Annotated in this window: 5 protein-coding genes; all 5 read right to left on the reverse strand. The window is 70.9% G+C overall.

Features of this window, described 5'->3' with window-relative positions:
* Positions 1–2: 2 nt before the first annotated feature.
* Positions 3–674 carry a PAS domain-containing protein gene (locus SK854_RS03270; RefSeq protein WP_319973429.1) on the reverse strand — a complete coding sequence of 224 codons (672 nt, stop codon included), beginning with the start codon at positions 672–674 and terminating at the stop codon, positions 3–5.
* 351 nt (positions 675–1,025) lie between these two features.
* On the reverse strand, positions 1,026–3,695 hold the full coding sequence (locus SK854_RS03275; RefSeq protein WP_319973712.1) for an ATP-binding protein: 2,670 nt from the start codon (positions 3,693–3,695) through the stop codon (positions 1,026–1,028).
* Positions 3,695–6,292, reverse strand: coding sequence for a helix-turn-helix transcriptional regulator (locus SK854_RS03280; RefSeq protein ID WP_319973430.1), 2,598 nt, complete (start codon positions 6,290–6,292; stop codon positions 3,695–3,697). The genes SK854_RS03275 and SK854_RS03280 overlap by 1 nt, the downstream gene beginning before the upstream one ends.
* Before the next feature lie 153 nt (positions 6,293–6,445).
* Positions 6,446–6,895, reverse strand: coding sequence for a glycosyltransferase (locus SK854_RS03285; RefSeq protein ID WP_319973431.1), 450 nt, complete (start codon positions 6,893–6,895; stop codon positions 6,446–6,448).
* 74 nt (positions 6,896–6,969) lie between these two features.
* Positions 6,970–8,667: a 3-hydroxyacyl-CoA dehydrogenase family protein gene (locus tag SK854_RS03290; RefSeq protein WP_319973432.1), complete on the reverse strand. Its 1,698-nt coding sequence runs from the start codon at positions 8,665–8,667 to the stop codon at positions 6,970–6,972.
* Between the last annotated feature and the right edge of the window lie 14 nt (positions 8,668–8,681).

Genomic DNA, 8,681 nt, shown 5'->3' on the forward strand with positions numbered 1-8,681 from the left:
GCCTACTTGATGTAGTCGGCGGAGACCCGGGGCGGCCAGCTCGCGACGCTGAGCACGCCGAGGCTGTAGGCGCGCGAGACGAGCGCGGCGCGGTTGGGGGCCTTGAGCTTCTTGAGCATCGTGCCGACGTGGTACTCGACGCCCTGGCGCGACAGGAACAGCCGCGACGCGAGGCGCACGGTCGACTCGCCGGTGGCGATGCCCTCCAGGATGCGGGCGTCGAGCTCGGTGAGGATGCGGTTGCGGTCGACCACGACGGCGTTGGGCTGCTCGCCCTTCTCCGGGTTCACGACGACGACGAACTGCACCAGGCCGCCGTGCACGTCGTGGACGGCGATGCCGGTGATGTCGCCGGTGAAGACGGCGTGACGCGGGCCGATGCCGGCGAGGTGCTCCACGAACCGCTGGCGGCGGCCCTCGACCAGGCGGTCGAACTGCTTGCGCATCGGGCCGTGCACGCCGGGGTGCAGCAGCTCGTAGAAGCTGCGGCCGAGCAGCGACTCGCGGGAGTGGCCGAACTGGGTCACGAAGTCGTCGTTGGCCTCGACCACGCGCAGCTGCAGGTCGAGACGAGCGAGGCAGAGACCGGAGCGTTCGAGCAGAGAGCGGAACACGTCCGCGTCCGGAACGGCGATCTGGTCGGTGGCGAGAGAACCAGCGGCAACAGTGTGCATCAGAGAGAATCCCTCTCGTGCAGAAATGAAACTTGAGGCGGCATCGAGGCGATCTAGAACTATTTCCCGAATCTCACCTTGACACGATGAATCGTAGGAAGATCTGCCGAACCCGGTCAACGAGGTGTGAGGGGTGGCCCCTAATGTTGTGGTAGGGGTGGGCCGGGGGTTCGGGGAGGCGTCCGCGTATTTCGGTAGGGCGTTTCGGCCGCGTCTCACCTGATGGCCCGATACAGCCCTGAACTGCGGAGATGTCCGCGCGACCGATCGAGACGCCACCGCGCGGTAACTGAGGCACAGCTCAACTGTGCGGCACATGCGCACAAGAAATTCGTAGATGTGTCGCCGGTGTTACGCGTCGGGCGGGTAGGCCCTGGCGAGTGCGCCGGCCAGTTCCGTGCGGCGGCGGATGCCGAGCTTGCGGAACGAGTTCGTGAGGTGCTTTTCGATCGCGCGTGAGGTCACGGCGAGTTCGTCCGCTATTTCGGCGTTGGTGAGACCGCGGACCACGAGTCCGGCGACTTTGAACTCAGCGCGGGTCAGTGCCACGACGATGCCGGGGGAATTGCCGTCGAGTTCCTGCGCGATTCTCTGAGCCAGTCTTTCGGCGCCGCTTTCCACCGCGAGCTGATACGCGTCGCTGAGACGGCTTTGTGCCTGAGGGTCGCCATCCGCACGTTCGCGCGCGCCGAGGTGAAGCAGCGTCTTGGCCCGTTCGAACGGGTTGGCGTGCAGGACCTCGACGGCCTCGCGCAGCATCTCGAGGCCCTGGCCGCCGGGCGTGTAGCGGCCGAGCACGGTGAGCGCCCGACCGATGCCGAGCGGCGCGCCCCACTCGACGGCGCGGTCCCAGCCGGCCGCCGCGGCTTCTCTCGCGGCCGCGAAGTCACCGAGCTGGGCATGCAGCCGTGCGACGTACACGCACCACGGCAGCAACACAGGATTGCGCCACCCCGCGGCGTCGAACACGCGACCGCAGTCCTGGAGACGTTCGAGCGCCTGCGCGTGCTCCCCCGCCAGCGCCTCACCCATCGCGTGCAACATCCGGTACACCGCCTCCACGCCCGCGGGTTCGTCGCGATCGGGCCGGGAAGCGAGGAGTTTCGCGATCAGCCCGGGATCGCGCAGGTCCATCGCGACGGCGATGAGCCCGACCGCGGCGGTCGTGGTGTCACCGCGCCAGTCCAGCACGGCGAGATCGACGGCGTGTTCGGCGGCCACGCGCGCCTCCCCCGGTTTGCCCAGGTGCATGAGGACGAACGACTGCTGGGCGCGGATCAGGGCCTGCTCGACGGTGGTCGTCGCCTGTCCGAGCGCCTGGTCGAGCCACGGCACGGCCTCGTGCGCGGCGTCGGCGGCGGCGAGGACCTTGATGAGCAACGGCAACGCGGTGTGCACGTGCTTGGGATGCGGCGGTTCCTGTCGCAGCACGGTCCGTGCGATGGCCGCGACCTCGTGCGCGGGCATGCGGGCGGTGAGCATGGCGGCGTCGAGCAGCACGATCTGCAGTTCGCGTTCGCCGGGGGTGACGCCGCTGATCTGCCGGAGGCGTTGCGCGGAGTCGGCGAGCGACGCGGGATCGGAGTGCCACGCATACCGTTGGCGTGCCTCGAGCCGATACGCGAGCTCCTGGTCGCTGGTGAGGCCGGCGACCTGGTCGATGAGGTCGCGTACCGGCCGGGGTGCCGAGCCGAGGGCGGTCGGCGCGATCCGCACGAGCGCGGCCGCCCGTTCCTCGGCCTCGCGGAACAACGGCACGGCGTAGGAGATGTGCCGGACGGACGCGGCGGGGTCGAAGAGGCGTTCGGCGGTGGCGAGATCGACGAGCAGCCGGGCGCGTTGCTCGGAATCCCTTGCCACGTCCCGCAACGCGCGGCGCAGGTAGCGGGCGGCGACCTCGGGCGCGCCTCTGCGCAACGCGGTCGCGGCGGCCTCGCCGAGCGCCTCGATCGCCCACGGGCCGTGCGCGGAGGTGGCGGTGAGCAGCCGGGCCGCGACCTGTTCTGCGGGCCTGCCGTTGTCGTGCAACAACTTCACGGCCTTCGCCTGCCAGTCGTCGCGTTCGCCGACGGGCATCGACTCCTCGATCGCGTCCCTGATCACCGGCCTGCCGAGCACGAGACCGGCCTGGTCGAGGACGCGCTGGGCCTCGTGCGCCTGCCGTTCGGTGAGCCCGGCGAGCCGGCCGACGAGCTCGTCCTCCCCGAGCACGGCCGCGGCCTTGGCGAAGTCCTGGGCGAACCGCGGCTGGGTGGCGAGGTCGCGCACGAGCCGTTCCCTTAGCCGCGCGGGCCGCAACTCGCGGACGTGCGGGACCTGGTCGGCGGTGGGGCTGGTGACGTGGTGCAGCACCGCGCACAGGAACATCGGGTTGCCGCCGGTCACCGCGTGGCACGCGGCGACGAACTCCTCGTCGGGGCACCTGCCGACGCGGCGTTCGACGAGGTCCGCGATCGCCTGCGGCGACAGCGGTTCCGGCCGGATCTCGGTACCCCCGATCAGTCCGCGCGCGCAGTCCCTGGTGGCCGCGACGAGCAGCACCGGCTCGCTCTCCAGCACCGCGCGGAGAGTCACCAGCCAGTGCAGCGACGGGTCGTCGGCCCACTGGAGGTCGTCGATCAGCAGCACCACCGGTTGTTCCGCGCCGATCGCCCGCAGCAGCGCGGTGAGTCCGCTGATCGCCGCCTCCTGCACGGCGAACACCGAGTCGACCGGTGTGTCCTCCTCGAACACGGGTCTCGCCAGCCCTGCCGGGCCGCTGAGCAGGCGGGCGCCGTCCTGAGCCAGCACGGGATCCAGCAACTGGCGGGCGACGCCGAACGCGAAGTCCTGCTCCAGCGCGGAACAGGTGGCCGTGAGCACGCGGAAGCCGGTGGCCTGCGTCCGGATCGCGTCGAGCAGCGCGGACTTGCCGCAGCCGAGCGGTCCGGTGATGACGACCTGACCGCCGTGTCCCTGGCGGGCACGGTGCAGCGCCTGAGTGAGCCGGCGCAGTTCCTCGGTGCGTTCGAGCAGGATCATCACGAGGCCAGGTAGTCCGCCAGCTCCGCACGGCTGGAGATCCCGAGTTTGCGGTAGGCGCGGGTCAGGTGCACCTCGACGGTCCGCAGCGTGACGAACAGGTGGTCGGCGATCGCCCGGTTCGTCACACCGGCCGCCGCCAGGTCCACGACCTTGCGCTCGCTGGCCGTCAGCACCGCCAGTCCGTCCACAGTGGACGGCACGCGCATCCGCCCGCCGACGCCGAGCAGCACCGTCCTGGCCGAGTCCGCGAGCGCCCTGCTGCCGGCCCGCAACGCCAGTCCGACTGCGGCCCGCAGGTGCGCTCGCGCCTGCCGGGGATCGCCCACGCCGGCCCACCGCTGGCCCAGCAGCAGTTCAGTTCGCGCCTGCTGGATGAGCGACGGCACGGCCGCGAACCCGTCCGCGGCGGCCCTGGCCATGTCCATCGCGCCGAGCCCGGTCGTGGCGTAAGCCTGTGCCAGCAGGGAGAACGCGGCCGACTCCCTGGTCGGCCACGCCTTGGCCAGCCGGTCCGCCTCGCGCGTGGCGGCGGTGGCGTCCCGTCCTGCCAGCGTCATCACCTGCACGACGTCGATCCACGTCGGCAGCGCGCCGGGGTCGCTGAGCCCGACCTCGATCATCACCTTCTGGCAGGCCGTCATCCGTTCGGCCGCCAGCGGGAGGTCGTCCTGCACGACCGCGAGCCAGCCGGACGCGCGCAGGTACTCGCGGTGGATCGGGGTGAGGTGCCGGACGTCGTCCTCGTCGACCTCGTCGAGCAGCTTCTCCGCGAGCGGGGTGTTGCCGGTCTGCAGCGACAGCCAGGCCAGCAGGACGATCGCGCGGGGCAGCCGCCAGCCGCCGTCGCGCATCGCCTGGACAGCCGTCGCCGCGTCCTGGGTGGCACGCGGGAGATCACCCAGCGACATGTGGACGAGCGCGCGCTGCACGAGCGATCGGCAGCGGGCGAGCGAATCCCCGTTGCCGGAGAAGGCGTCCACGGCCCGGTCGAGCACGGAGAGCGCTTCCCCGGCATGACCGGCCACGCGCAGAACCGTTGCGGCGGACAGCATCGACCAGTCGGTGAGCGCCTCCGAGTCGGCGAGGGCCGCTCGCGCGTACCCGACGGCGGCCTCCATCCTTCCCCCGCCGCGCATGACGGCCTCCGCGACGACGCCGAGCAGACAGCGTTGTGCCGTCGTGTCTCCCGCCGGTGGTGGCGTGGCCTTCGCGACGGCCGCCGCGACCACGCGGGCGTCGTCGAGGTCGATCGACAGCTGCACGGCGTCGAGCAGCGTCACCAGGTCCGCGGACAGCGCGGGATCCCTGGCCAGTCGCAGGAACGCGCGGGTGCGCCCGGTCAGCGCGTGCTTCACGGCGAGCGCGGCCCGCAGCTCCGGGTCGGTGGTGCGGTGGAACGCGGCGGCGAGGTGTTCGCACGCCTGCGCGGGATCGTGCCGGGACAGCTCGGTCGCCAGGGTGACCCGCAGTTCGACGTCGTCCGGGCTGAGCTCGACGAGCCGGCGCAGGTAGCGGGACGCGTCCCGGGGCTGCCCGCCCGCGGCCGCCTCGTGCAGCACCTGGGACATCCAGGGCGCGTCGACGGCGGGCAGGTGGACGAGCTGGTCGGCGACCGCGCCCGCGTCGTGCCCGAACTCGTCCAGCACGACGGCCGCGCGGTGCCGCAGTTCGGCGGCCTCGGCCGGGTCGAGCACGTCGAGCACTCCCGCCCGGTACCAGGCGCGGACGTGGTCGGGCAGGCCGTCGCCGAGCAGGTGGTGGCGGCGCAGCGTGGAGATCCCGTTCTCGGCCACCCGCGCGGACACCCCGGCGAGCGGCCCGACGAGTTCCTCGCGGTCGACGACCACGAGCGCGGTGGCGATGGAGCGCAGGTGTTCCGGCAGGTCGCGCAGCCTGCGGGCGGCGACGAGTTCGACGGACTCCTGCCGCAACGCCCGGGCGGCGCGGATGTCCGCGAGCACGGTCGTGAGGTGACTCGGGATGCCGCCGGACAGGCGCAGGCACAGGTTCGTGAACACCGCGTCGGGCGGGAAGTGCAGGGTCGTGGAGATCATGTCGGCGACCTGGGGCGTGGTGAGCGGCTGCAGGTCGACCACGTGCGCGCTGGCCAGATCCACGTGCAGCGGCGAGTTCTGCGACAGCACCAGGCTGACCGGTTCGTCGCCGAGCCTGCGCAGCACGAAGTCCACCCAGCGGACGGTCGCGTCGTCGCACGCGTCGAGGTCGTCGAGGACGAGACAGACGGGCGACTTTCGCGCCAGCGTCACGACGTCACGCCACATGCCCCGGTACACGCGGTAGAAGGAGGCGGCGGAGGTGTCCGTCAGTTCCGGAACTCCCGTGCCGGCCTGGGCGAGCAGTCGGCGGGCGACGGTGAGCGGCAGGCGTTCGCCGTGGCCGCCCGCGCTCAGCACCGTCGTCCCGGCACGAGTCTCGGTCGCGGCCGCCAGGCGCAGGACGGCGGACTTGCCGGAGCCACGGCCCCCGCGCACGAGCACGGCCTGCGCGCCCCTGCCACGGCGAGCCGCGGTCGTGTGGTGCGCCACCGCGGTGAGCACGCTCTCACGACCGAAGAGCTCCGACTGGTCGTCCACCGCCTACCGCCTCAGGCTCGAAGAGTGACCCTGCGCTGAGGATAAATGCCCCAGGTGACCGGACCGCAAACTCCGTGAGGCAGGTGTCAAAGTCTGGCGCGGTGATTCCGCATTGTGCGGGTGGCGAATCCACCGCCGGTTCCAGTCAGTGAACTAATACGCCACAACGCGGCCCGGCACAACCCGGTAGAGGCTCGGTTTCTCCGGGAGGAACGCGAGCCCGAAGCGGGTGAGGAACTCGCGGAAGGCGGCGTCCACGAAGTCGTCGTCCGGAAGGCCGTCCCACGTCTCCGCGGCGGCCCTCGCGACGTCGACGGCGGTGCTGTCGTAGACGACGAGGTCGGGCAGGTCGCCCGCGAAGTAGCCGCGTGCCAGCGAGATCGGCGACGAGCTGTCGTCGAGGAACCCCACCACGTCCCACCTGCCCTCGGTCGCCTCGCTCAGCGCGAGACGGGCGGCGACCTCGGACGAGGTGGCGTAGGTGACGCGGTAGCCGCGGCGCACCAGTTCCTCGATCACCGCGAGCGCCGGTAGTGCCTGGCCCTGCGCGGGATTGGCGAAGATCGCCACGTGCCGCCGTCGGGTGCCGACCTCCTCGGCCATCGTTGATGACCACCTCTCTGCGAACGACGTGCTGCCTGATGCCGTTGTACCGCGTTCAATGCCAGGGGAATGTCTCACTTTCCTTTGTTCCCGAGCCGGAATCCACTGCCCGTTTTCTGCCCGAGGTGACCGGAGGCGACGAGCCGGCGCAGTTCCTCGGCGGGCGCGGGTTCTCCGGTGGGAGAGGCGGCGCTGAGCGTCTCCAGAATGGCGAGCGAGATGTCGAGGCCAATGGTGTCGAGGAGGGTGAAGGGCCCCATCGGGTGGTGGAACGCCGTGACGATCGCCGAATCGATCTCGTCGACCGTGACGTCGGTGCGGCCGAGCATCCGAATGGCGTCGTTCAGATACGGGAACAGCACGTGGTTCACGATGAACCCGACCCGGTCGGCGCAGTCCACGCCGGTCTTGCGCAGCCACTTCACCAACGCGTGGGCGGTGGCGTGCACGTCGTCGGCGGTGTGGCTCGTGCGGACGACCTCGACGAGCTTCATGACCGGGGCGGGGTTGAAGAAATGCAGCCCGATGACGTCCTGGGGACGGCTCGTGACGTTCGCGCAGTCGGTGACGGAAAGGCTCGACGTGGTGGTGGCGATGATGACGCCGGGTTTGACGGCGGCGTCGATGCCTTGCAGCACAGCGCTTTTCACGGCCATGTCCTCGGCCACGGCCTCGATGACGATGTCCGCGTCGGCGAGCTCTTCGTAGCTCGTGCCGGCGGTGAGCCTCGCGAGGACGTCCTGGCGGTCCTGTTCGGACATCCTGCCTTTCTGCACGAGTCTGCCCAGGGAAGAACAGATCTGCTGCCGTGCGATCTCGGCTTTTTCCGGTGTGCGGGCGACGAGCGTGGTGGGAATGCCCGCCACGATCAGGACTTCCGCGATGCCCCGGCCCATCAGCCCGGCGCCGACGACACCGGCGCGGCGGATCTCGCGTGGTTCGCCGTCGCTGACGCGGTGGCGGGACGGGGGCTGGATCTCGCCGCGGTCGTCGTACCGGTGGAAGCCCTGGCCCGTTTTCCGCCCGAGGTGGCCTTCCTCGACCTTGCGGACCAGCAGCGGGGACGGGACGTAGGAGTCGGAACCGGTGCTGTCGTGGAGGTGGTGGAGAGCTTTGCGGACGGTGTCGAGTCCGATCAGGTCGAGCAGGTGCAGCGGACCGAACTTGAGGCCACAGCCCAGTTTCAGGGCGGCGTCGAGGTCCTCGACGGTCGCGTAGCCCTCGTCGGCGAGATTCATCGTGCGGTTCATGCAGGCGTACAGCAGCGCCGTGGCCGCCTCGACGGGCCGGCAGCCGAGGCTCACGAGCTCGGTGCCTGCCAGCCGGACTGCCCTGCGCGCCAGGTGAAACGCCTCCGGGGAGGCCATGGACGTGCCGATCAGACTCGCGTGCCGCCCGTACGGCGGCGGGATGGAGTAGCGCAGTCCGACGACGCGGTCCGGCGCACCGGACGCGATGGCGAGCTTCGCCACGGACAGCGTCGAGGTGGCGGTGAGGAAGACCGTGCCCGGCGCGCACTGGTCGACGAGCTGCCGCAGCACGGTCTCCTTGACGCCGAAGTCCTCCGGCAGCGCCTCGATGACGAGGTCGGCCCGCTTGAGGTCGACCAGTTCGGTCGCGAGGCCCAGCCGGGGACCGCCGAGCCTGCCGTGGACGCGCGCCAGCACGTCGAGATCGCTGTCCACGCCGATCACCTCGGCCCCGTTCGCGAGCAGGACCTTCGCGAGGCCCTCCCCGAGGCTGCCGAGCCCCACCACACCGATCACGAGCATGTCCGTCTCCTAGC

This window comes from Lentzea sokolovensis, assembly GCF_033949975.1.
Lineage (GTDB): Bacteria > Actinomycetota > Actinomycetes > Mycobacteriales > Pseudonocardiaceae > Lentzea > Lentzea sokolovensis.